Raw genomic sequence first — 23,811 nt, forward strand, 5'->3', positions numbered from 1 at the left:
AATTAAATTCGGTCGCTGCCCGCCTTTTATAGGAATTGCTTTATTTTTTCAATTTTTTAGCTTCATTCCAATAAACGTCCATTTCTGCTAAACTCATTTCCTGCAGTTGCTGCTTATTTTCGGCTGCTTTTTGTTCCAAATAGGTGAAGCGTGCAATGAATTTTTTGTTGGTACGTTCAAGCGCATTTTCGGGGTTTATACCCATATGCCGTGCATAATTTATCAAGGAGAATAAGAGGTCGCCAAATTCGCCTTCCGCTTTTTCCTGATCCATTGGAAGTGCTGTCTCTAGATTAAATTCAGCTTTAAATTCGGCCAGTTCTTCCTCTACTTTTTCCCATACTTGTTTCTTATCTTCCCAGTCAAAGCCGACACCGCGCACTTTATCTTGAATACGATACGCCTTCACCAATGCCGGCAGACCTTTCGGGACACCGGAAAGAACAGATGTGTTGCCTTCTTTGAGCTTGATTGTTTCCCAATTGGATTTGACTTGATCTTCTGTATCGGCATTGGTGTTACCGTAGATGTGGGGATGCCGCGTAATCAATTTATCACAGATTGCATTAAGTACGTCTACGATATTGAACTGTCCCTCTTCTTCGGCAATGCGCGCATAGAATACAAGGTGCATCAAGACGTCACCAAGTTCTTTTTTTATTTCGGGATAATCTTTTTCCAAAATGGCATCGGTCAATTCATACATTTCCTCCATCGTCAAATGGCGAAGGGTTTCCATGGTCTGTTTCTTATCCCAAGGACATTCAATCCGTAAGGTATATAAGACATCGAGTAATCGTTGAAATGCCAATTGAGGTGTATGCTGATAAGCTGGTGCTGCTAGATTTGCCATATTTCATCGTGTTTGGTAGCACAAAAGTAGACATATGATTTTGAATAAACTATTTCAACTTGCGGAAAACAAAACCCTTTTGTCAATCGTTTTATAATAAATTATAAAAATTAGAATTTAGATCGGATTTAGAACAATCAACTATGGAAAGAATGCATGGATACTCCTCTGCAAGTGTTGCCTTGGAAAAGTTAAACAACTTAGGTTACACAATAGACTATAATATCGAATTTGACGATTTGTTGGCTCATGCTGATGAGTATAAAATTGACTACTTATTTCGCTACGAAGGGGCGTCAGATCCTGATGATGAATCGACTGTATATGGTATCAGCAAAAATTCAGGACAGAAAGGCGTTTTTGTTGCTGGCAATTTATCTTTAATTGAAGGTAAAAAGCGCGATATTCTATTACAATTAGAGCTTAGGGAACGGGAGCGGTAGTCTTATGGGAAAAAATGAAATGGAAACCACCGAGCGGCTTGAGCAGCTTAAACTTTGGGCCCTGAAACGGGATGGTAGAGATGCGGCAGCGGAATATCATGATCTCGGGTCAGATCGTTGGTTGCAGGTGTATAGAAATGAAGCACTCAACCTGATGAAAGCAGGCGCCTACGACAAAGGGTCGAGGCTGTTTGAGTCTTATGTTGAGGTTCACTACCCACATGAACTGGAAAAATTGATTGGCAAATTGGAGCGTAGTTACGACAGTTTACAGCGATTTAGCCCAGGATTGCTTGAAGATGGATTCTATAATCTTGTTTTGGGTGATATTCCTTTGTTTATGGCAGGTACGATCGTCGTTTTGCTTCGAGCCAAAGAGTCTGATTTTCCGGCCGTTTATAATAATGATGCCGATGCCGACATGCGAAGCTCTCCAAATTGGCTTATACTGCAGTCAAACAGCGCTATTTGGGTGGATATGCACCAAACCGCATTAAATAATATTCACTACCCGGATAAAATTCTTTAGTCTGGCAAAATTTTTGTAGCCGATTATATTAAAAAAAAGGAAAACTGACTAGGTTGTTCCTTTTTTGGATTTTTATTGAATTATAAACCCATTTTAAATTTTATTTTATGATGTTGTACATCGGCATTTTTGCTGTTATCGTTGTAGCTTGCGTGTTTTTTTCTCTTATGATGATGAAAAAGCAAAAGGAGATGGCCAAAAAATATGAAGGTGAATCCGGGATTGGCCTAGCTCCAGGCGTAAAAGATGAATTGTTAAATGATGAATTTAGCGAATTAAGAAAACAATTGAACGGCGCTCCAATCGACGCCTTTACGCAATGCGCGTATATTGCAACGGTTGGGGATAAAGTTGCTTCGGCTGCGGCAACAGCAGCGAAGACTGTTGCTTGGGCGGCTGTAGGAGTAAAGGCTCGGTACAATGAACGGGATAACGCTTCTTATCTGGTGCTTAGCAACAACGAATTGCATTACGTATTTTTTGATGAGGGGGAGGTGAGAGACCATTTGGTTTTCGATCATGAAACCTTGCTCAATGCACGGACTGCGCAGATTACAAATGCCGAAAAGGTAACGCGTATGGGCTCCGTTATGGGCTTGAAACCTAAGAAAATGCATCTTGACCTCAATGGAAATGGGCTCGATATCATGTATTATGGCACTGTTCAGCGTATGCCGCATGGTATTATTTCTCCAGGTTCAGGTATGTTTGAAACGCAAGCCAAGCTCCAATTGATGGGGCGTTTGTTTTTGGATAGATTATATAAAAAATATCCGCAGCTACAGAACTAACCCGTCTAGAAATGTCATTTTAGTTTCGTTTTAAATGAAGTAAATGTCCGCTTCTGCTTTATTCCGCGTTGCTTTTAGTAAATTGTATTTATCATAAAATTTGTAGCATATGAAAATTTTAGCAGATAAAGTAGCTTTGGTAACGGGAGCTGGTTCGGGGATCGGACTGGCTGTTGCAATGGCTTACGGTAAAGAAGGAGCAAAGGTCGTTGTCTCAGATATCAATGAGCAAGCTGGCCAGGAAACAGTAAAACAAATTGAATCTCTGGGAGGAGAGGCTGCGTTCTTTAAAGCAGATAGCTCATCTCCTGCTGACAATGAGACGTTGGTAGCTTTTGCAGTCAAAACATTTGGTCGGCTCGATATCGCCTGTAACAACGCGGGTATTGGGGGAGAGGCTGCTCTAACTGGAGAGTATAGTCTAGATGGCTGGAAAAAAGTTATCGATATTAATTTCAATGGCGTATTTTATGGCTGTAAATATCAGCTGGAGGCGATGGAAAAAAATGGAGGCGGAGTTATTGTGAATATGGCTTCCATTCATGGTACTGTTGCTGCTCCAATGTCAAGTGCCTATACTGCAGCCAAACATGCTGTTGTGGGATTGACAAAGAATATTGGTGCAGAATATGGTCAAAAAAATATTCGTTGCAATGCGGTTGGACCTGGCTATATTGATACCCCTTTATTGGCGAAGTTGGATAAAGAACATATCAATGCATTAATTAGTAAACACCCTATTGGACGTTTGGGAAAGGCCGAGGAAGTCGCTGAACTGGTTCTTTTCCTAAGTTCGGATAAATCATCCTTTATGACAGGAGGGTACTATTTAGTTGATGGTGGATATACCGCTGTTTAACAGAGGTCGTTTAATAAAAACGGGGATCCAAAGCTGGATCCCCGTTTTTATTATAATTGAGTTGACGATGGTTGGCAGCAGGTCCATATCATCCATTAAAATAATAACGGTGTTTGGAGGTGGAGCCGGTTTATTCCCATCTGTAATGGAAGCTGCAGAAGCGTCAAGGGTAAATAAGAATGGTATAAACGAAAATAGATGCTTTAAATCCATCGCTTGTATTTAATTATTTAACGGTTAAGTGTTCTTGCTTGAGGACCTGCTGAAAAGCGGGTCTTGTTGCATCATCATCGCTTGCTTCGGCTTTTAGTTTAGTCAGCTTTTTCTTCAACCGGGCAATTTCTTTGACATATTTTTTGTCCAGAATGGCATTGTGTGTTTCCATGGGGTCCTGTTGTAGATCGTAGAATTCCCAGGCTGGTGCTGTTGTTTTGGAATCACTACCTGTCATTTCTAAGGGCTGTCCGTAAAAATAAATCAGTTTGTAACGTTCATCACGGACTCCAAGGTGGGCAGGGCGTATTGGTGCATGTTGCCAGTAACGGTAATATAGGGCAGACCGCCATGCTTTGGATGTATTTCCTTTGAGGTTATTCCGGAAGCTTTCACCTTGGATGTAAGCGGGTTTTTTGATGCCGGCATAGTCTGCAAATAGCGCAGCGAAATCGATATTTAGAATCATATCGTCTAATCGACTACCCGCTTTGATTTCTTTGGGGTAGCTGATTACAAAAGGCATGCGCAGTGATTCTTCGTACATGAGACGTTTATCCATGAAATTGTGTTCTCCCAAGAAGTAACCTTGATCGGAAGCTAGGATCACAACGGTATTTTCGTCCAAATTTGCGATTTTAAGGTAATGCATAATTTTTCCCAGATTATCATCAATCCCAGCGACGCAACGCAGATAATCTTTGATGAACTTTTGGTAGATCTTTTTGCGAGCTTCTAAAGGGTCCATTCCTTTTGTTGAAAACGGAAGCTCGGGATAAGATGTCCAAAAGGGACCAACGGAAGCTTGCTCATAACGGCGGCCAAGCTCTTCCAAGGGTTGGCCTTCAAAAGAGCGTCCAGTCGTGATTGCTCCTGAGTCCAAAAATGTAGGAGGATAAGGAAACTCCACATCTTTATAGTAATCTTTGAATCGCTCAGCAAAATCAAAGGGTTCATGGGTCGCCTTGTAATGACACATTAAAAAGAAGGGTTTGTCTGGGTCGCGTGATTTTAACCAGTCCAGACTCATCGTTGTGGTGATATCATCAACATAGCCTTCGTAAGGTGTGCCAGCCTCTTCTTTATCATTCCAGTTGTCTTTAGAGAGGTAAGTCGGGTTATGATAAACACCGTGCCCAGGAAGAACTTTAAAATCGTCAAATCCACTTGGCCTTTTTTTCAGGTGCCATTTTCCAAAAACAGCAGTTTGGTAGCCTGCATGGTGCAGATCCTTAGCGATGTTTTCCTTATTGGGATCCAATGCATCTTCAAGTGTGTAAACTTGGTTTTTATTACTGTACTGTCCTGTCAGTATGGTTGCACGGCTAGGGGTGCAAATGGAATTTGTACAGAAGGTATTATTTAGCACCGCCCCTTGACTGGCTAATTTTTCAATATTCGGATTTTTGACAAAATCTTTTAAAATACCACCGTATACGCCCCATGCCTGGGCCGTGAAATCGTCCGTCAGGATAAAGACGATATTGGGTCGTTGTGTTGCGTTGTTCTTTTTCTGTGCTTGTGAAAAAATGGGCAAGAGGCCGCAGAGGAGCAATACTAATTTTTTATTCATGTGAATTCAGCGATATATGAGTCGACGAATTGAGTATACCGGATTACGATAATTGCTATAATCGTTCGTCTTGGTCTAGTTCTGTCTATTTGATTGTAGACAAATCTACTCTTTATAGACTACTATATCGCGAATAAACTGTAATAAATATGTTAGTCATCGACACCTTTTCCATCGAGAATATGCTGGTAGTATTTTTCGATCCTTGCCTCGCGAGTTTTCACTTGTTTTGCCTGGTTAAAGTAGAATAGATATCCTTTTTGCCGACCAGGCGTAAGTGATTGAAAGGCTTTTTGGAGCAAAGGGTCTTCCAGTAAGGCGCGCTTAAATTCTTCTGGTACAGGGTAATCTGCAGCTTTTCGCATGTCCACTTTCTTACCTGATTTTTCAATTTCGATGGCCTCCTGAATATATGCCGATATCACCTCTCTTAATGATTCAATCTGTTCAACAGTGGTGAATCTAAGCTGTCTGGCCGATTGAACATTTTCGGTTTGCTGGATCAATATATTTTTGGGATCTTTTAATAATGCACCTTTGTGGAATAGCAGCGCACAGTATTCTTTAAAGCCGTGTATCAATACGACATTTTTACCTTCAAATGTATAACAAGGGTGCATCCATTTATAATCCTCTTGCAGTGTTTTGTTGCCACGGACAATTTCTCTCAACAGATTGAATTCTTCATTCCATCTTGTCGCATTTTCAAAAAAATGTTCAATTTTTGGATTCATAATGTAGTGCTTTAGGTAAGTTTGGAAAGAATTTCTTGTAATCTGTTGTGCGCCATATTGATTCCTTGCGCAAAAGGCATCTGTAGCAGCTGGTTTCTAAACGCGACCGACTGAAATATAATATGGATGTGAAGCCTGCTACGTTCTGCACCTATTTTTTCAAATGTTAAATATTCCAATTGTACGGGAAATGTACTGTTTTCCATTTCAAACGTCCGTGTGATACGTTGATTGGGCAGGAATTCGTGTATCGTTCCATTTGCTTTGAACATGACCTGGCCATTATGGGAAGTTTCAAACGCATAGGAGCCATGCGTTTTATTTTCCAATTTCAGGACTTTGGTTCCCATCCACTGTTCAAAAATTTCGGGATCCTCGTATGCTTTGAAGAGCAGTTCAACAGGTAAATCGAACTCTCTTGTAATGACAATCTCCTGTTTATTATCCTCAGCCTGGACGTTGGTTTTTACCTCCATATTATTTGTTCTTGTAGTTTTGCATAATAGCTTCCAATTTATTGAATCTGTCATCCCACATTTGACGAAAAGGTTCGATGAAATCTGCAATTTCTTTCATCTTCGTTGGGTTGAGTTGATAGTATATCTCACGTCCATTTTGTTGAGACTTTAATAACTCACATGTCGTCAATATTTGTAAATGTTTTGAAACTGTCGGCCTTGCGGTGTTGAAGTTGGCTGCAATTGCACCTGCAGTCATGGCTTGTGAGGCCAAAAGAAGTAAGATCGCTCTTCTTGTTGGATCTGCTATAGCTTGGAAAACATCTCGTCTTAAGTTCATTTTGAAGTCATTTGACTACGAATATACGTGTAGTTATTTAGCTACGCAAATATTTTTTACATTTCTGCGGAGAAAATCGGTGGGCAGAAAAGGAGATGACGAATAAGAATTCTTTCCTGGCGGATTTAAAATGAAAACAATCGAGAATTAAACCTACGGATCAATGTTTGGCGATTAATGCTAAATTAGGGTAATTAATTATAACAAGATGAAAACACAGTTATCGTACTTAAAAAAATTGAGCGTATTGGGGACGAAAACTTTAGTCAAATATTATTTGCTGGCTATTGTTTCGACTTTACTTTATTTGGTGGTTGGTAGTTTACAATTTAATGCTAGTCATGAAGCTTTCTTTTCGACAGTCAGTCCTGTACAAGCCGTGGCTAAATTCCTTTGGTTGATTGGATTGATCCTGCTACCTGTATTACTTTTTATTTTCAGCAACAAATATGTGTTTTCGAAGATTGCAAGTCTTGTCGTGGAGGAAAGGCAGGATGATCTCATTCTTCCGGCATTTGACAAAGTACTCTTAATTTTTCAATCAAATCAGCCCGATGTAATACAAAATGTCGCTGATTATTCGTTTGCGAAACTTAAACTGATTAATGACGTAAAAAATACCAAAATTGAGAGCCCTTGGGTGCGGCGCATTGTCATTTTTGGTCTGAACAAAGTGAAGTTTGATTCTTTGGATTTGGATAATAACACTAGCTTCTATGCTATTATAAGGTCAAAGTTTATTGGTGTACTCGAAATATTGACCACAGCAAGTAGTAAGCCATTTTGGACATGTATTCTTGTCCAATGGCTTATGCTACTTTTTATTTGGCTGACCAACTAAATGCGTTGATCACTGCAAGCAAGCATCCGGCTGCTGCAGGTATTTGTCTATTGGTTAAATTTTCTTTAGGTTTTTGCGGTGAAATGCCAGTCTATCACGGTGGTATAGATTTTATTTTGTATTTTAACTGTAAGAATAAAACTCTAGAGTTGTAAATGAATGTTATGATGAAAAAGATTTTTTTTACAGTTGTTGGGCTTTTGGTTGCATCGTTTGTTTTCGCCCAAATGCCACAGGTAAAGGTTGAAGAGGGGGTGCTAGAAGGGATTATCTTGTCAAGCGGGGTCGAGTCCTTCCGAGGGATCCCCTTTGCAAAACCCCCAGTAGGCGATCTGAGATGGAAAGAGCCGCAAGCTGCTGAACACTGGTCTGGCATCCGCAAAGCAGATCATTTTGGTTATTCTCCGATGCAGAAACCGATCTATGGGGATATGCGATTTCGGTCGCCGGGGATCAGTGAAGACTGTCTCTACCTGAATGTATGGCGTCCAAAGAGCCTTCATTCAGGCAAACTTCCTGTTTTAGTTTATTTTTACGGCGGGGGGTTCAATGCTGGTGATGGATCTGAAAATCGTTATGATGGTGAAAGTTTTGCCAAAGAAGGTCTTATTGTCGTTACTGTCAACTATCGTCTTGGTATCTTTGGCTTTTTTGCGCATCCAGCATTAACGGAGGAATCACCGAAACATGCATCAGGAAATTATGGACTGCTGGATCAGCATGCAGCTTTGGTTTGGGTCAAAAAAAATATAGCTGCATTCGGCGGTGATCCCGATGCGGTCACCATCGGTGGCGAGTCGGCAGGAAGTATGTCTGTTTCCGCTCAAATGACTAGTCCGCTATCCAAGGGGTTGTTTACGCGTGCTATCGGTCAGAGCGGAAGTGTCTTTAACTTACGGTATGGTACAGCCTCTATTACTGAGCAGGAACAACAGGGTGTTGCATTTGCATCGCGGGTAAATGCCACAGGTCTTGATCAACTGCGTAAAATTCCTGCGGCCGAACTTCTAGATAAAGCCAGCGAGCCAGGAGCCTTCACTACCCGTTTGATTGTTGATGGCTATTTTTTGCCGCGATCTCCATTGGCTATTTTTGAAGCCGGGGAGCAATCTAAGGTTCCCTTGCTTGCCGGTTGGACTTCCACGGAAGCTCCCTATATGGCTTACATGGGTAAATCTTACCCATCTCCGGAGAATTATGAGAAGTTGGTAAGAGCACAGTTTGGTGTTAAAGCTGAGGAAGTGCTCAAGGAGTATCCAGGGAAGACCGAGGCAGAAGTCATTGAATCGGCAACTGCATTAGCTAGCGATAATTTTATTGTGTATAGTACTTGGAAATGGCTTGACCTGCAACGAAAGAATAGCGGCCAGCCAGTCTTCGTTTATATATTCGGTAAACCGCGGCCACCCATGCAACCGGCATATCGTGATGCACAAACCGGGCTTGCCGGAGGAATTAGCAAGAAATCTGCACAAGAAGACAAGGAAAAAAGCCCACAGCCCCTACCGGGAGCTTTCCATGCCAGTGATATCGAATATTTATTGGGAAATCTGCAGAGTAATGATGTTTTTGCCTGGACAGAAGATGATTACAAGGTTTCGAAACTTGGTCAGCAGTACTTTGTTAATTTTATCAAGACGGGTGATCCAAATGGAAAAGGACTTCCAGCCTGGCCGAAAACAACAGCAAAAGATAAGCGTATGAATATCTTGAATTTGAATACCGAGGTGAAAGCTTCTGCTGAAGAGTTCCGGAACAGGTATCTTTTTCTGGATAAAATGTTTGTCGACCGTGAATATAAATCCAGATAGATACCTTCTTTATTTTACGGTCAAATAAAAACCATTTATCGCTAAGGGCTGTTATCAGAGAGACTTTTTATAAAAGCGGATGGATGATATTGTCCTGTGCAGGAAAATTCTAGGTCGTGAACAGATTTATTAAGAATCGTCTGTTGAATAGCGGGGGCAACCAATGTAGGAGACCGAAGCATGATTTATAACGTTGATTTTTTGTAGATGAAACTCATATAGAACAAACTTTGATATATGGTATTGGACCCTGATGTGATTATTATAGGTGGCGGCTTGGCTGGACTTACAAGTGCATTGCATCTGTCTAAGCAAGGATTCAGCGTGACGTTAATCGAAAAACATGATTTTCCTCGTCATAAGGTTTGTGGCGAATATGTTTCGAATGAAGTCTTGCCCTATCTGCATTGGCTACAAGTGGATGTTGAATCGCTACGTCCAACACATATTCGGGAGCTGGAGTTCACGACAGAAGGTGGGCAGATGAATAGGGTCAGGTTACCCTTGGGTGGAATTGGCATCAGTCGTTACGCGTTGGATGATCTATTATATCAGCGAGTAAAAGGGACGGGTTGTACAATTGTTATTGCGACCGTCACAGGAGTGTCCTTTAGCAATGATACATTTGCTGTTTCGTTTCAAGATCAGGTATTAAGATCAAAAATTGTACTGGGCGCATATGGAAAACGCAGCAATGTGGATCAGCTCTTATCCCGCGATTTTATAACAAAAACCTCTCCGTGGATGGCTGTTAAGGCACACTATTCGGGCGATTTTCCGAATGACCTTATTGCCTTGCATCATTTTGAAGGCGGTTATTGTGGTATTTCTAAGGTCGAAGATGACCAGATAAATTTATGTTATCTGGCCGATGTAAAAACGTTCAAGAGGTATAAAAATATAGGTGATTATCAAAAGTATGTGTTGTCTAAAAATAGGCATCTTCAGTGTTTTTTTGAACAGAGTAGGCTGCTTTTTGACAAGCCGCTTGCGATAAGTCAATTTTCATTTGATCAGAAATCAGCGGTAGAAAACCATATGCTTATGATTGGTGATACGGCCGGTCTTATTCATCCATTCTGTGGAAATGGGATGGCGATGGCGATACATAGTGCAAAAATGGCGTCCGAGCTTATTGTGGACTATTACCATGGTCATATCGATTCGCGCCAGCAATTGGAACAGTCCTACGTGAGTCAATGGAAGGGAACCTTTAGAAGACGGCTTTTAATCGGACGACTTCTGTCGGGTGTATTGCGCCATAAAATAGGTACCGCAGTTTTAATGAAGGCTACGGTATTTTTTCCAAAAATCTTAAGTTGGATGATAAAACAAACTCATGGAAATGCAAGCTCAATAAAATGGGGATAGACACAAGATATAGAACATCGCAGAATGAGATCATGGACGATTTTCGGCTGGAAGGTGATGAACTTCGCATCACACTGGATCGGATCGCAAAGATTAATCGTTTTCTAGGCGGAAATAGCATTACGCTGAATGGCGTAAAAAAATTGCTGTCAACCAGCTACAAGAATGAAACAATAACAATAGTGGATATCGGTTGTGGTAATGGGGACATGCTTCGCATGTTGAGCGATTATGGCAATAGACATCATATTAAGCTTTCATTGCTCGGTATAGATGCCAACCCTTATACAATAAATTGTGCAAGGGATTTGTCGAAAGATTATACCAATATATCCTATTTGTGTGCAGATATCTTTGAAGCGAATTTTGAAGATGTCAAGTATGACATTGTTCTGTGTACGCTTACTTTACATCATTTCGACGATGATGCGATTCTTCGTTTGCTAGGTAGCCTGGTCAACGTATCAAGGTTGGGGGTTGTCATCAACGATTTACAAAGGAGTAAAATGGCTTACCGGCTTTTTCAAACTATTGCTGTTGTTTTTAGGTTAAATAGAATGACAAAAGTGGATGGGCTTGTTTCCATACTGCGTGGGTTTAAAAAGGTTGAGCTTGTACAATTCGCCAAGAGATTACGGTTAGAACATTACACCATCCAATGGAAATGGGCGTTTCGCTACCAGTGGATAATTTCCAATATATGAACGTTAAAATAATAACTGTTGCCAAGCAACTCCCTAAATACTCTTGTGCTACCGCTGATATTCTTCCGCTATTGGATATTTGGCTTCATGGACAGGAACCTCGTTTTATTAAGAAAATCAAGAAACTTTTCGAAGGCGCCGCCGTGGACAGGCGCTATGCTATTATGGATCCGATTGATGTCTTCACGGCGACATCTTTTGAAGAAAAAAACAATGTGTATTGCCGGGAGGCGATAGCCCTAGGGGAGCAAGCACTTGGTCAGGCCCTTGAACAAACGGGCTGGGACCCCCAGTCTCTGGATTATATCATTACAGTCAGTTGCACTGGAATTATGATCCCCTCTCTAGACGCGTATCTTATTAATAGGATGAAACTCCGACAGGATATAGTACGGTTACCAGTTACCGAAATGGGTTGCGTTGCCGGTGTTTCAGGTATTATTTATGCTAAAAATTTTCTTCAGGCAAACCCAGGTAAACGTGCTGCGGTTATTGCCGTCGAAGCGCCAACAGCGACTTTTCAGCTGGAAGATTTCTCGATGTCGAATATGGTCAGTGCCGCCATTTTCGGCGATGGTGCAGCTTGCTGTCTGCTTTCATCCTATGAGGAAGATTGCGGCCCTGTAATTCGTGATCAGGAGATGTATCATTTTTATGATGCGGAGGACATTATGGGGTTTAAATTGACCAACACTGGTATGCAGATGATACTGGATGTGGATGTGCCCAATGTGATTGCGTCCCATTTTGATGCAGTTATACATCCATTCCTGAAAAAGAACCAGCTGGAAATTAAAGATATTAATTACATGATTTTTCATCCGGGCGGGAAAAAGATCGTAGCCACAATCGAGGAGATTTTTGCTGAATTTGATAAAGATATTGAAGATACTAAGGCTATACTAGCGGACTATGGTAATATGTCGAGCGCTACGGTACTCTACGTCCTTGAACGTATTATGAAACGTAAGCCTCAAGCCGGTGAATTGGGCTTGATGCTGAGTTTCGGTCCGGGATTTTCAGCACAGCGGGTTTTATTACAGTGGTAACTTACTCATTTTGAACAATGGAATTGAATACTATACTAGCGAAATTGCCCTACAGGGCGCCGTTTTTATTTGTCGATGAGTTGATTCAAGTCGATGACGAAGGTGTTGCAGGTACCTATACTTTTGATGAAGATCTGGACTTTTATCGCGGCCATTTTTATGATAGAGCGATTACCCCGGGAGTTATTCTGATCGAAACGATGGCTCAAATAGGTCTGGCCTGTTTGGGAATCTTTCTGCTCAATAAAGACTTAATGCAAGGCTCGTATATTGCGTTGACTTCTACTGAAATACAGTTTTTAAAACCAGTATATCCAAAGGAGAAAGTCACCGTGTTTTCAAAAAAAATATATTTTAGGTTTGGCAAACTAAAGTGTGCCGTTACGATGAAGAATGAAGCCGGGCAGGAAGTTTGTAAAGGGATATTGGCAGGTATGATGACGGAGGAGCTATGAAGAGAGTTGTGATTACTGGACTAGGAGTCGTTGCGCCCAATGGAGTGGGGGTGCCAGCCTTTACCCAGGCCATCAAAGATGGCGTTTCGGGCATTAGACATGATGAACTGCTGGAAAAGCTACAGTTTTCCTGCCAGATTGCGGGAATGCCGCAAGTATCAGATGATCTTAAAAGGCAATATTTCACTGAACTTGAGCTTAGAGGTTTTAATAGTACAGGCATCTTGTACGGAGTCATTGCTGGAATGGAGGCCTGGACAAATGCAGGTCTTCCTATTGCCGTAAATTCGGTCCCCGATTGGGATAGCGGAACGGTCTTTGGTTCAGGTACATCAGGTATTGATAAGTTTCGCGAGAGTATTTATAAAATTGATGAGCTGCAAATCCGTAGATTAGGTAGTACAGTCGTGGCTCAAACAATGAACAGTGGTGTCAGTGCATATTTAGGTGGGAAATTAGGCCTCGGAAATCAGGTGACCACCAATTCTTCTGCCTGTGCTACTGGGACTGAAGCAATTCTAATGGCATATGACCGGATTCGGTCCGGAAGAGCAAAACGCATGCTAGCAGGCAGTACTGGAGATAGTGGGCCTTATATTTGGGGCGGTTTTGATGCACTACGTGTCTGTAGTTCGCAATATAATGACCGCCCTGCGGAAGGTTCTCGCCCAATGAGTGCAACAGCCGCAGGATTTGTCCCGGGTAGTGGAGCTGGAGCAATGCTACTGGAAGATTTGGAAAGTGCCTTAGCACGCAATGCCGTTATATATGGCGAGTTATTGGGCGGCCAAGTAAACTCTGGAGGACAACGGGGAACAGGCAGTATGACAGCTCCAAACGCTGATGCTGTACGCCGTTGCATTGAAGAGGCCCTAAACAATTCGGGCGTCTCCAAATGGGATGTCGATGCTATAAACGGTCATCTAACGGCAACAGCCAAAGATGCTTTTGAAATAGAAAACTGGACTGAGGCACTTGGGCGTAAAGGGAAAGATTTTCCATGGATAAATTCGTTAAAAGCAATGACTGGGCATTGTCTCAGCGCGGCAGGTAGCATAGAATGCGTGGCCACAGTTTTGCAGTTATTTCATGGATTTTTATTCGGAAACAGTAATTGTACTGATTTACATCCCGAGATTGCAGCACTCATAGATCCATCAAGAGTACCAATACAGCAAATTGATGTCAAACCCCAAATTATAGCCAAAGCAAGTTTCGGGTTTGGAGATGTAAATGCCTGTTTAATATTTAAAAAATTTGATAACTAAATTTATGAACAGAGAAGAATTGATCGGTGCTTTAAAACCAATTATAGCGCCCTACACAACAAACGAAGAAGCTTTCCAAAAACTTACTGAAGAGACTGATTTTATGCGTGATCTACAAATTAATTCAGCCAATTTGGTTGATATTGTGCTGGATATCGAAGATCAATTTGGGATCGTTATTGAAAATTCCGATATGGAGCGTATGCTTAATGTTGGAGCTGCAGTCGAAATAATCGAAAGCAAGTTACAAGAAAAATGATTGGTAATGACATTATCGATCTGGTTCAGTCCAGAAAAGAGAGTAATTGGAGACGTAGAGGTTTTCTTTCAAAACTATTTAATGAGCAGGAACAACTATTGATTGTGAACAGTCCAGATCCTGAAATTGTTGTTTGGCTCTTATGGAGTATGAAAGAGGCTGCCTATAAAATATGGAATAGACAGACAGGAATCAGAAAGTACATTCCTTTAAAATTGCGGTGTTCAGTTCATGAACGATCTTCTTGCAAGGCGAGGGGAGAAGTCATCTGCGAAGGGAAAAGGTATTATACGAAGACCATCGTTTCCCCTGATTTTATACATACCGTAGCAGCTGGCGAGTTAGTTCATTTGGACGATATTGTTGAAGTCAAAAGAGATGGAATTATTAAAGATTCTCTCGGAGTTCCAAGCCTCGTTCTGAGGGATGGGAAGAGGCGCTTGCCTGTTTCCGTAAGTAACCATGGCCGTTTTGAGCGAATAGTTTCGATTCATAGCCTATTGACTTAATTAGACGAGCGACCATCTTATTGTACTTGGATGGATTCTTCCCGAAGCATCTGTTTGAATTTGGGATCTCGGATATAACGACTAAAGTCATGGCTTGACATTCCTGTGAAATCAGTCATCGAAAAGATGGTATAATTTTTCTTAAGTGCGTTAAAACTTTCCTCTTTATATCCCAGATCTGTTGGATTAAGTTTATTCGATAAGAATCCAAAAAACTTCTTCAACATCTTATCCGTACCATTTATGGTGATATGTATTTTCTTAACCTGGGAGCTCAGTTCCACAAATTTTTTGGTGTTAGTTGTTGTATCGGTATACTGAAATTCGGAAAGCCCTATGGCTGGCGCCAACATAATACAGGTAATCCTGTTTTTGTTTTCCAATAAAGGTTTTGCCCGCTCGATATCGACCTTATGAATGTCTTTGGCCTGAGCGGAAAAGGAACTATTGTATTCCGGATTCGAAATAGCACTCATCACCACAGATGCTCCACGACTGTGAGAGATAATGAAGACATCTTTATCGGCCATATTATTCAGTATACGTCTCAATCCAAATTCACCGGCCATCTGGCTAAAGGAGGCTGCGGAAAACCAGTTTTTTGCAGATCGAAACGGAGAGGTTGATCGTAAACCATCCCAATAAAAGCGAATAATTTCGTCGGTTTTGGGATTTGTAACGATATGATCGGCAATATATTTATATTGTTTTACAACGGATTCTTCATCGGCATTAAAGCCATGAATTAAAATGAACACACGTTTTTTGGGTGCAATACGTTTTGACAGACGCAGCATGTTACCGCGTTCAAAAGCGAGTAACTGTTCGCGGTCGCCTCTGTCGGTGGCAATCTTCATCAGTGAATAAGGGTCTCTAGCAGCTTTATTCGAGGGGATGCCATAACTTTTCTTCCAATTATCGGGGTAGAAATTTCCATTCTGATCCACAAATGAATACCATAAATTGGGATCTACTCCAGTATTGGGAGATGCCGAATCAGGAAGGTTATGAATAAGACCACACGAGGCGAACAAGGTGATAATGAGGATGAAGTAGAAAAAATATTTTTTGTTCATATGCTTTATTTCCTTCTATATCAGAATTTTATTTTCACTAGGATCCAATGGCTATCAAATTGGATGTATTTCTACAAAAATTCATTTCATGTAATATAGTCATTATTTTGGATAGCAAAAAGCAAGTCCGCATTTCGTCTGCTTATTATTTTTCCTAATTTATCTGGATGAAGCTAAGGATCTATTCTTTTAATCAAATAAAGCCTATTGCGTCGACTGGTGAAAAGCTGGTAATTTAAAGCCGCATTTGAGTAGTAACCATAGTTATGAAATTGTTCCGTATCCTCAAAAGTCAGCGCTCCAATATTCTTACCATTGATTTCAATCTGAGACCAATGCCACTCCTCATCAAGATATAAATGATCTTTAAATTTTAAGGTGTCGTTTTCGACAATAAGGTGTGAGAAAAGGCAACCTTGCCAACGATCGCCTTGCTCATATTTTCCGCTGTTCACATCCTGTCGATTGCGAATACGCCTGATTTTTTGGTAATAAACCGATTGAATATTGGCGGGGGAATGATTCGTGACCCATTCATTCTTGTCCCAGTGTCCGAAAAGGTCATTTACTGTGCGCCCTCTAGACACAGTTTGCAGATTTAAATTACCATCATCCGATATATTTTCACAGAATATATGCCATTTATCGTCCATGAAATACGTTTTTTTTGAGTAGTTTTTCGAATTGCTGTGTTCGAAATCATAGATTCGCTCAGAAAGAAAATACTGTGCTTTACGATCGATATCATCTAGTTGTTGGCGTTGTTGATCCGCAGTCCAGTTGAGATCGGCATTGCGTATTTCAATGCTGTTTTTTGTGGTATCACCATCTAATGGCCAGCTACGAAAGTAATGTTTTCCTATGTTGATCAGATAGCCCTCGAAAAGAATCTCCGTATCCTTATCTTCATCCTGTGTGTAAGAATATTGATCGATCTGCTTGCCGTTTTTGTCCAATTTATAAAACATATGGATGGTTGGTTCTGCATCGTTAGCGTTTTTAGCCTTGCTCAAACTATGGATGATTAATTCGTTGTTCTTTGTCAAAAACTGATCAATAGGATTACTACTCGCCTTGAAAAGAATGATTTCATGTCGTCCAAATCTATTTTTGGTGTTATTGATATCGAGATATTGCCCGTATTTTTTCGGGAGTGTCGACGAGTGAAAGAAGTTTTGAATCCTAATATCGATATCAAAAATACCATTTGTATATATAATTGCACAGGCTATCAGCATACATCCCAGTAGATAATATTTCAAAGTACTGGTATCTTTTAACAGCAGATAGAAATAGCAAAATACCCAGCTCAGTATAAATGCAAGCGGCGAAAAAATAATATAATTCAGCTTCACATTGTTGCCTGCATCAAAAATAAAAAAACTGATGAGATAGGCTGCCATAAACACTAGGCATCCGAAAAAAGACTTTAATAAAGGACTCTTTTTAGCTTTCTCCGGATTTTGATCTGTCTGTTGCACGATGTTATAATTTAGGATAGTTTGTATACTATTTAACACTGGACTGATAAGGGCGTAATTTAATTTTTTTCTTTAAGGTTTCAAAGAGTCGATTACACATTTGATGCTAAAAGCATGCATATGGGTTCATTAATTTTTATTGGTCCTTGGGAAAACTTCCTTAACGCCACCTTTTGTTAAAATAAGGGAATTGTAAATTCCTGTTTTGTCTCTAACAAACTCGATTGTTCTGTCGTTGTCGTCTGCCCTGAAAAATTTTGTTTTAGACTCGGGAATGAGTTCAGTATCCGCATCGTTATAGTAGAGTTTGCCTGCAATTTTTAATATATGTATTTTCCCATATTCACCTGCATAGTTATCGTACAGCGTCGTATCTATTTTGGTGGGATAATGTTTATAGGGAAGCTCTACTTCTTTACCCAGCGCAATCGCAGACAGTCCATACCCGATGATATGGGCGGGGGAGCCGTTGTTGGAAAGGACAGTGACAAAGAGTTTGTCGTCAGTAAATCGATTAAAAGAAGTCATTGTACCAAAGAATCCGCCATCATGTGCAATCAAATAATGTCCGTGATTGTAAAATGGATTGATGATAAATCCATAGCCCCAATTTTCAGCGCTATACGGTGTAAACATTTTTCCTTTCATCGCTGCCGATAGAATCGTCGTTCCATAGAGTGCTTTGTCCCAAATGGCTAAATCTTCAACGGTTGAATAAATACCGTCGTGGCCCAAGTTGATCTCCCAGTTGATATGGGGATTATGGATAAAACCTTCTGCATTAGGATAATATACTTTTGCCTTTTTCGTGACGATGGAATCATTATTACTGACTCCGGTGTTACTCATGCCAGCTTTATCAAATATGTTTTTCTTTAAGAAAGTAGCGTAATGCTCACCTGAGACCTTTTCAATAATCTTTGCTAACAAATAATAACCGATATTACTATAGGCGCTTTTCGTTCCCGGTGAGAATTCGAAAGGAATTTTCTTGATGGCGGCATAAGCAGAATCGCTACTTATACTACTTAATGCGATTTCTTTAAAACCCATAGCAAGTCCTGAGGTGTGTGACAGCAACATGTGGATACTGATACTATCGGCTTTTGGATAATCGGGGAAAAACTTACTGAGTTTATCGTTTAGCGATAATCTTCCGCTGTCTACGAGCTGTAAAATAGCAGCCGCGGTAAATTGTTTTGTGACCGATGCCAACTGAAACTTCGTATCGATCGTATTTTTGATCCTCCATTCATAATCTGCTAAACCGTAGGCCTTTTTTAATAAAATCGCGCCGTTTTTCGTGACAAGAACTGTTCCACTAAAATTATTTACATCGGCTTGTGCCTGCATATAGGTGGCAAGCTTGGCTGATGTTTTTTCTTGTGCCACAAGAAAAATTGGACAAAACATAAGTAACATTAAAAGCTTCATAGCGTATGGTATAAATAATTATGGAGCAATGTTACTGTTTAATAAAATAGTGTGATTGTATTTTTGTAAACCTGCTAAATAAAAATCCATTTTATTTGTTCCCGTTCAAGATCAGCTATTTTGGAAAAGAAAGTTTTTGGTGTAAACCCTGTTAATTTTTTAAAATCTCTGATCATGTGGGACTGATCGAAATAATCCAGGTTATAAGACAGACCTATTTTGTTGCCATCTTCGAGGTGACTTTGAATCGCAGCTCGAAATCTAATGATTTTTTTGAATTGGGAAGGTGTTTTACAGATATGTTGATCGAATTGCTTATTTATGGTTGTTCTCGATCTTCCTGTTTTTAGCGAAAATTCTGACATCGATTGATTGAGGTTACTTGTATCTAGCATTTCGGTGATTATGTTTTCGAGCAATGCATTTTCAAATGCCCGAAATTTTGATATCCAATAATTTTCTAAGGCCTTGATTCGCTCGTGTTGGTCATCAATGGAAAGGATAGATCTCATCGCGTTTTTATAATCCAGGTGCGGATTAAAATCAGGAAATGTTCCGCTGTTATAATAGCTTAAATCATTGGGTATAAAAGCATTTATCCCAAGAGGTTTGAAGTAAGTGGTAATTTCATTTATTTTTCCCTCATAACTCACTAAAACAGGTTCATTAAAATTGCATACAAGGTTTGTTTCTATCGAATTGGACGGACAATGCTTCGTAATGACCTCATTTGGGCTTACCTTAGTTTTGGTCTGCTCACTTATCGTCACTATGGTGTAAATGCTCGGAAACGTAAAATATGCCGTCGCTTTTTCTTCGTGAGTTTTCTCAAGTACATAGAAGCATTCAATATATTTTTTTAGAAGTAAGCTCTTTGGTCTATATATTTTTATCGTCATTTATTCTTCATGTAAATAGGTGTTATTCATACATCATCCTTTTAAACTTGGATGTATTGGATAATCGATTTAAATATAGAGAACCTTTATGATAATTTTTACCAAGCTTAATTTCTTAAAACACTTATTTTTAAATTGGGGAAAAGATGAATCCGATAGTATTCAATTTTTAGTGTACTTTAGTCGGTAATTAACCGTTTAATAAAAAACCAAATGAACGATTTGAATCCAGAAGAAAATTACATCGCAATAAACAAACACTCGTGGAATAATAGAACAGATAAACATCTAAAATCAGACTTTTACAATCTAGCAGGATTTTTAAAAGGGGAGACTTCGCTAAATTCAATCGAATTGGCGTTATTGGGTGATATCAGCGGAAAAAAAATATTACACCTACAATGTCATTTCGGACAGGATACAATTTCCTTGAGTAGACTTGGTGCCAAAGTTACTGGTGTTGATCTATCCGACAAGGCTATTGAAAGTGCCCGAGAAATTGCGAAAGAAACGAATGCAGATGTACAGTTTATCTGTTGTGATTTGTATGAGCTTGAGAATCATCTTGACGGACAATTTGATCTGGTCTTTACCAGCTATGGAACGATTACTTGGTTACCGGATTTAGATAAATGGGGGAAAATAATTTCACGTTTCTTGAAACCGAAAGGGAAGTTTGTTTTTGTCGAGTTTCATCCAGTTGTCTGGATGTTCGATGATAATTTTGATAAAATTGGCTATAATTATTTTAACATTGCTCCAATTGTTGAAACCGAGCAGGGAACCTATGCCGATAAAGATGCAGCTATTTCGCAGTCCTATGTTACCTGGAATCATAGTATGAGTGAGGTCGTTGGAGCTTTACTTCATCATGGGCTAAACATTCAAGACCTGAACGAATTTGACTATTCACCTTATCCCATTTTTGAAAACATGACAGAACTAGATCCTAAAAAATTCAGAATAGCCCATTTGGGAAATAAAATTCCGATGATCTATGCTATTGTTGCGCGTAAAAGTGAATAAATAGAATGCTGGGAATTGACCAGGTACTTATTTCTTTTTCAAATAGCGATTTATCATGGGGCTAAAATCTATTTTGGATGAAGCCTGAATATGTTCTGCCAATACGGATACGGGAAATTCATCCAATGTTTTGAAATTAATACAGCCTTTTTGAAATTTAGCCTTGGGTAATTTTAATTTTAGTTCTTCCATTAATTCGGGGTTAGTATAGATAACCAAGGAATGGAATGAAATGTAATTCTTTGCGACTGTTAGCCCGTATTTAAATACGCCCTGTTCATTAAAGCTAATCGCATTAGGGTTTGACATGAATTTTCCGAAGCTCTCAGAGACGGTATTGTCATTTTCTGTTATCGCTTTCCGGAATTGACGGATGACCTCTTGCTCCGTTTCCGAAAGTGTATTGATATACTGATCTATTTCCATAATATCGTATTGTTCTTAAGGGCTGTAGTTATTAGCTAAAAGTATCAAATTTTCTTCTATATCGATGTAGGTCAGCATAAAAAGATGCATTGATTTATCTTGGCTACATGTTGACCTGCCTTTAAAATTTTACCCCTCTTTATTTCAGATTTTACCCCCTGTGGTTGGCAAGTTATTTATAATTTAATGTTATTAATCAAATTATACAATTCGTATTCGTTGGAATAAGGAATACGTCTGCAAGAATTATAACATTTATAAACTAAAAACAGCATTATGAGAAAATTTATGATGGTGATTTCTATTGGAATCATTGGGCTATTGAGCTGCCAAAAGTCTGTTCAACTAGATTCTCCGACATCACTAAAAACAAAAGCGAAGGTGAATCTAGCAAGTATAGGTAATACTTACTATATAGATCCCAACGGAAACGATGATAGCACAGGAACGAGCACAACTGCAGCATGGCGAACGCTGGCCAAAATTAATGCCTCGGTTTTTGGTCCTGGTGATCGTATTTTGTTCAAGAGTGGTGGCGTGTGGAATGACACGTTGCATATGAAAAATTCGGGAACGGCTGAAGCTCCTATTATTATAGACAAATATGGCGGTGATGTTCGTCCGATTATCAACGGTGGTGGAAAGCGAAACGGATCAAATGCACTATACCTCAATAAGGTGTCTTATTTTGAGGTAAATAACCTCGAACTGACAAATACAATCCCAAGCGGAACAAGTTATGCTGCTACGGGGATCCGCGTGGTTGGAGGCAGTTCTGCAGGAACAGCAATTAGCAATGTCTCCGTTAGAAATTGTTATGTTCACGACGTCAATGGTGCTATCGATGGACAGACCAATTATAACAAAAGCTCTGGCGGGATTATCTTAGACGGTAAAATATATGGTGCTTTGGTACAAAGTTGCCACGTAGCCAATTGTTCCGTTGAAGGGATAAGGACTACTGGCGATAGGGCTATGGCAGCAAGATCAAAAGATATTATTATCGATAACAATTTGATTGAATATATCTACGGCGACGGAATCGTTATGTCCGGCGTGACGGGAGGAAGTAAAATCACACACAATACGGTCTATAAGGCATGTATGAACACAGGCTCTGAAAATTATGCGGGTATTTGGACAATTGGTAGCTTGAATACGCTGGTGGCTTATAATGAAGTTTACGGTATGACAGGCGGGGGCGCTAACGATGGAGTCGCGTTCGATGCCGATGGCTATGATACCAATTCAGTAACCGATGGAGATATTTTCGAATACAATTATTCGCATGATAATAACGGCGGATTTATGCTTTTTATGAACCAGTCTAAGAATATTAAAGTTCGCTATAACGTTTCTGTCAACGATATCGGTACGACACGGTTAAAAAAACTCTTTTTGATCGAAAAAACGACATACGATTCCCGTGAGATTTATAATAATGTATTCTATATTAAAAATCCAACCGCCAGCCTGTTTAACGTCATGAATGGCGTGAGTTCAGGAAAGCCTTATGCGACATTTTCAAATAATATTTTTTATACCACCTCAACCATTAGCAGTCTATCCACCCAAGCCGATAATGGGCTGAAGTTTAACAATAATTGTTTATTTCCGTCAAGTACATTTACGTCATTGAACTGGGGAACTACCGTGCGGAACAACAATTTCTATGAAGATCCGGTGTTTGTCAACCCAATTGGTGGAAACGGCCTTGACGCTGCAAAAGGTTATGATGTCGGTTCCAGTTCGGCCGCCATTAATGCCGGTGTATTTATAAGTAACAATGGAGGAGAGGATTTCGCTGGAAATGCGCTGCCATTGGGTAATCCAGATGTTGGAGCGTTTCAGCATGCTGTTGTAGCCAATGCTGGAAGCTCTCTTGCCGATGCCTATGTCCGCAACGGTAGCTATGCGAGTACAAATTATGGAACTACAGCTGATCTTGTCATCAAATCCGACGCTACATCTTACGCGCGTAAAGCATATGCTAAATTTGATATTGCGATGATTACTAAACCTAAAGTGAGTTCGGCAAAATTAAAAATGTATGTTGCAGGGGTGAATACAGCACCACAACGTACTATTAATATTTATACAACCTCCACGACATCTTGGTTGGAAAATAGCATTAATTGGAACAATGCACCAATGGATACTGTACTTGTCGGTAAAATTCCTATTTCTGGGATAGGTTTACAGACCATCGACGTCACTTCGGCCATTAATAGATTGCTGACCGGCACTGATCGTAAAGCATCCTTTCTATTTTTAAATACAGCTGCGGCCTCTTCTACAAATGATATGTCTTTTAGTAGTAGGGAAGCTGCCGCCAATAAACCGACGTTGGAACTGCTCTATTAAGCTGGTACTTATTCAGGTAATTCTATCCTATTTGTGGAATAACCA

General features: G+C 40.0%; 26 protein-coding genes. 15 read left to right on the forward strand and 11 right to left on the reverse strand.

Annotated elements, in window-relative coordinates:
• Positions 1 to 40 precede the first annotated feature (40 nt).
• A complete protein-coding gene (gene mazG, locus AAH582_RS09695) occupies positions 41 to 853 on the reverse strand; it encodes a nucleoside triphosphate pyrophosphohydrolase (protein ID WP_046675904.1) in 813 nt (270 codons plus the stop codon).
• A gap of 143 nt (positions 854 to 996) precedes the next feature.
• Here mazG and AAH582_RS09700 point away from each other — a divergent pair, with 143 nt between their 5' ends.
• From AAH582_RS09700 to AAH582_RS09715, 4 genes are all read left to right on the forward strand, one after another.
• The gene (locus tag AAH582_RS09700) at positions 997 to 1,296 is read left to right on the forward strand and encodes a hypothetical protein (RefSeq protein ID WP_046675905.1); all 300 of its coding nucleotides are present in this window, start codon (positions 997 to 999) and stop codon (positions 1,294 to 1,296) included.
• A 4-nt stretch (positions 1,297 to 1,300) separates the two neighbouring features.
• Positions 1,301 to 1,825, forward strand: a complete 525-nt coding sequence (locus tag AAH582_RS09705; RefSeq protein ID WP_343321960.1) for a hypothetical protein — start codon at positions 1,301 to 1,303, stop codon at positions 1,823 to 1,825.
• 107 nt (positions 1,826 to 1,932) lie between these two features.
• Positions 1,933 to 2,616 (forward strand): hypothetical protein, encoded by a 684-nt coding sequence (locus AAH582_RS09710; RefSeq protein WP_343321961.1) that lies wholly within the window; start codon positions 1,933 to 1,935, stop codon positions 2,614 to 2,616.
• Between the two features lie 109 nt (positions 2,617 to 2,725).
• Complete coding sequence (locus AAH582_RS09715) at positions 2,726 to 3,475, forward strand: SDR family NAD(P)-dependent oxidoreductase (RefSeq protein ID WP_343321962.1); 750 nt, start codon at positions 2,726 to 2,728, stop codon at positions 3,473 to 3,475.
• On the opposite strand, the gene AAH582_RS09720 is transcribed toward AAH582_RS09715, so the two are convergent.
• From AAH582_RS09720 to AAH582_RS09740, 5 genes are all read right to left on the reverse strand, one after another.
• On the reverse strand, positions 3,446 to 3,688 hold the full coding sequence (locus AAH582_RS09720; protein ID WP_286803250.1) for a hypothetical protein: 243 nt from the start codon (positions 3,686 to 3,688) through the stop codon (positions 3,446 to 3,448). The two genes, AAH582_RS09715 and AAH582_RS09720, sit on opposite strands and share 30 nt — an antisense overlap.
• A 13-nt stretch (positions 3,689 to 3,701) precedes the next feature.
• Complete coding sequence (locus tag AAH582_RS09725; protein WP_343321963.1) at positions 3,702 to 5,261, reverse strand: sulfatase family protein; 1,560 nt, start codon at positions 5,259 to 5,261, stop codon at positions 3,702 to 3,704.
• A gap of 152 nt (positions 5,262 to 5,413) precedes the next feature.
• Positions 5,414 to 5,995: a YdeI/OmpD-associated family protein gene (locus AAH582_RS09730; RefSeq protein ID WP_343321964.1), complete on the reverse strand. Its 582-nt coding sequence runs from the start codon at positions 5,993 to 5,995 to the stop codon at positions 5,414 to 5,416.
• Positions 5,996 to 6,006: 11 nt separating this feature from the next.
• Positions 6,007 to 6,471 carry an SRPBCC domain-containing protein gene (locus tag AAH582_RS09735; RefSeq protein WP_070568828.1) on the reverse strand — a complete coding sequence of 155 codons (465 nt, stop codon included), beginning with the start codon at positions 6,469 to 6,471 and terminating at the stop codon, positions 6,007 to 6,009.
• 1 nt (position 6,472) lies between these two features.
• Positions 6,473 to 6,793, reverse strand: a complete 321-nt coding sequence (locus AAH582_RS09740; RefSeq protein WP_046675911.1) for an ArsR/SmtB family transcription factor — start codon at positions 6,791 to 6,793, stop codon at positions 6,473 to 6,475.
• Positions 6,794 to 7,001: 208 nt separating this feature from the next.
• On the opposite strand from AAH582_RS09740, the gene AAH582_RS09745 reads away from it, so the two are divergent.
• The 9 genes from AAH582_RS09745 to AAH582_RS09785 all read left to right on the forward strand — a co-directional run bounded on the left by AAH582_RS09745 (position 7,002) and on the right by AAH582_RS09785 (position 15,060).
• Positions 7,002 to 7,634, forward strand: coding sequence for a hypothetical protein (locus AAH582_RS09745; RefSeq protein WP_343321965.1), 633 nt, complete (start codon positions 7,002 to 7,004; stop codon positions 7,632 to 7,634).
• 164 nt (positions 7,635 to 7,798) lie between these two features.
• Positions 7,799 to 9,445, forward strand: coding sequence for a carboxylesterase/lipase family protein (locus tag AAH582_RS09750; RefSeq protein ID WP_343321966.1), 1,647 nt, complete (start codon positions 7,799 to 7,801; stop codon positions 9,443 to 9,445).
• Positions 9,446 to 9,682: 237 nt separating this feature from the next.
• A complete protein-coding gene (locus tag AAH582_RS09755) occupies positions 9,683 to 10,816 on the forward strand; it encodes an NAD(P)/FAD-dependent oxidoreductase (protein WP_343321967.1) in 1,134 nt (377 codons plus the stop codon).
• Positions 10,807 to 11,520 (forward strand): methyltransferase domain-containing protein, encoded by a 714-nt coding sequence (locus AAH582_RS09760; protein ID WP_343321968.1) that lies wholly within the window; start codon positions 10,807 to 10,809, stop codon positions 11,518 to 11,520. The genes AAH582_RS09755 and AAH582_RS09760 overlap by 10 nt, the downstream gene beginning before the upstream one ends.
• Complete coding sequence (locus tag AAH582_RS09765) at positions 11,517 to 12,569, forward strand: type III polyketide synthase (protein ID WP_343321969.1); 1,053 nt, start codon at positions 11,517 to 11,519, stop codon at positions 12,567 to 12,569. Before AAH582_RS09760 ends, AAH582_RS09765 begins: the two co-directional genes overlap by 4 nt.
• A gap of 17 nt (positions 12,570 to 12,586) precedes the next feature.
• Complete coding sequence (locus tag AAH582_RS09770) at positions 12,587 to 13,024, forward strand: 3-hydroxyacyl-ACP dehydratase FabZ family protein (protein WP_343321970.1); 438 nt, start codon at positions 12,587 to 12,589, stop codon at positions 13,022 to 13,024.
• Positions 13,021 to 14,292, forward strand: coding sequence for a beta-ketoacyl-[acyl-carrier-protein] synthase family protein (locus tag AAH582_RS09775; RefSeq protein ID WP_046675917.1), 1,272 nt, complete (start codon positions 13,021 to 13,023; stop codon positions 14,290 to 14,292). Before AAH582_RS09770 ends, AAH582_RS09775 begins: the two co-directional genes overlap by 4 nt.
• 4 nt (positions 14,293 to 14,296) lie before the next feature.
• Positions 14,297 to 14,551: an acyl carrier protein gene (locus AAH582_RS09780; RefSeq protein WP_343321971.1), complete on the forward strand. Its 255-nt coding sequence runs from the start codon at positions 14,297 to 14,299 to the stop codon at positions 14,549 to 14,551.
• Positions 14,548 to 15,060 carry a 4'-phosphopantetheinyl transferase family protein gene (locus AAH582_RS09785; protein ID WP_343321972.1) on the forward strand — a complete coding sequence of 171 codons (513 nt, stop codon included), beginning with the start codon at positions 14,548 to 14,550 and terminating at the stop codon, positions 15,058 to 15,060. The genes AAH582_RS09780 and AAH582_RS09785 overlap by 4 nt, the downstream gene beginning before the upstream one ends.
• A gap of 17 nt (positions 15,061 to 15,077) precedes the next feature.
• Here AAH582_RS09785 and AAH582_RS09790 read toward each other — a convergent pair whose 3' ends face one another.
• From AAH582_RS09790 to AAH582_RS09805, 4 genes are all read right to left on the reverse strand, one after another.
• Positions 15,078 to 16,136, reverse strand: coding sequence for an alpha/beta hydrolase (locus AAH582_RS09790; protein WP_343321973.1), 1,059 nt, complete (start codon positions 16,134 to 16,136; stop codon positions 15,078 to 15,080).
• Between the two features lie 173 nt (positions 16,137 to 16,309).
• On the reverse strand, positions 16,310 to 17,617 hold the full coding sequence (locus tag AAH582_RS09795; protein WP_343321974.1) for a hypothetical protein: 1,308 nt from the start codon (positions 17,615 to 17,617) through the stop codon (positions 16,310 to 16,312).
• Between the two features lie 129 nt (positions 17,618 to 17,746).
• Complete coding sequence (locus AAH582_RS09800) at positions 17,747 to 19,030, reverse strand: serine hydrolase domain-containing protein (protein ID WP_343321975.1); 1,284 nt, start codon at positions 19,028 to 19,030, stop codon at positions 17,747 to 17,749.
• A gap of 95 nt (positions 19,031 to 19,125) precedes the next feature.
• Complete coding sequence (locus tag AAH582_RS09805; protein ID WP_343321976.1) at positions 19,126 to 19,950, reverse strand: helix-turn-helix domain-containing protein; 825 nt, start codon at positions 19,948 to 19,950, stop codon at positions 19,126 to 19,128.
• Positions 19,951 to 20,163: 213 nt separating this feature from the next.
• Here AAH582_RS09805 and AAH582_RS09810 point away from each other — a divergent pair, with 213 nt between their 5' ends.
• Complete coding sequence (locus tag AAH582_RS09810; RefSeq protein WP_343321977.1) at positions 20,164 to 20,976, forward strand: class I SAM-dependent methyltransferase; 813 nt, start codon at positions 20,164 to 20,166, stop codon at positions 20,974 to 20,976.
• A gap of 27 nt (positions 20,977 to 21,003) precedes the next feature.
• On the opposite strand, the gene AAH582_RS09815 is transcribed toward AAH582_RS09810, so the two are convergent.
• Positions 21,004 to 21,402 carry a DUF1801 domain-containing protein gene (locus tag AAH582_RS09815; protein ID WP_343321978.1) on the reverse strand — a complete coding sequence of 133 codons (399 nt, stop codon included), beginning with the start codon at positions 21,400 to 21,402 and terminating at the stop codon, positions 21,004 to 21,006.
• A 276-nt stretch (positions 21,403 to 21,678) separates the two neighbouring features.
• Between AAH582_RS09815 and AAH582_RS09820 the strand changes: the two genes are divergently transcribed.
• Complete coding sequence (locus AAH582_RS09820; RefSeq protein ID WP_343321979.1) at positions 21,679 to 23,766, forward strand: DUF7594 domain-containing protein; 2,088 nt, start codon at positions 21,679 to 21,681, stop codon at positions 23,764 to 23,766.
• Positions 23,767 to 23,811 lie beyond the last annotated feature (45 nt).

The organism is Sphingobacterium multivorum, assembly GCF_039511225.1.
Lineage (GTDB): Bacteria > Bacteroidota > Bacteroidia > Sphingobacteriales > Sphingobacteriaceae > Sphingobacterium.